This is a genomic window from Cedecea sp. B1(4), assembly GCF_059414925.1.
This window is the reverse complement of sequence record NZ_JCAHMZ010000385.1, coordinates 1-275: the sequence shown is the minus strand read 5'-3', so window position 1 is coordinate 275 and position 275 is coordinate 1. Positions and strand designations below refer to the sequence as shown.

Sequence of the window (275 nt, the reverse complement as noted above, 5' to 3'; positions counted from 1 at the left end):
GGCTTTGCCGGCAGCTTCGTGATCCTGTTCGTGCTGCGCCTGGCCGTGGGCGCGCTGGAAGCCCCGGCCTATCCGATCAACAACCGCGTCGTCACGACCTGGTTCCCGGAAAAGGAACGGGCCACCGCCATCGGCTTCTACACCTCGGGCCAGTTCGTCGGCCTGGCGTTCCTGACGCCGGTGCTGGCCTGGCTGCAGCACCACTACGGCTGGCACATGGTGTTCGTCAGCACCGGCCTGCTGGGCATCATCTGGGGCGTGCTGTGGTACATGAT

General features: G+C 65.8%; 1 protein-coding gene. It reads left to right on the top strand.

The features are described from left to right. Positions 1 to 275, top strand: a 275-nt coding sequence (locus ACR6JA_RS23405) for an MFS transporter (protein WP_494599947.1), incomplete at both ends; no start/stop codon positions are given.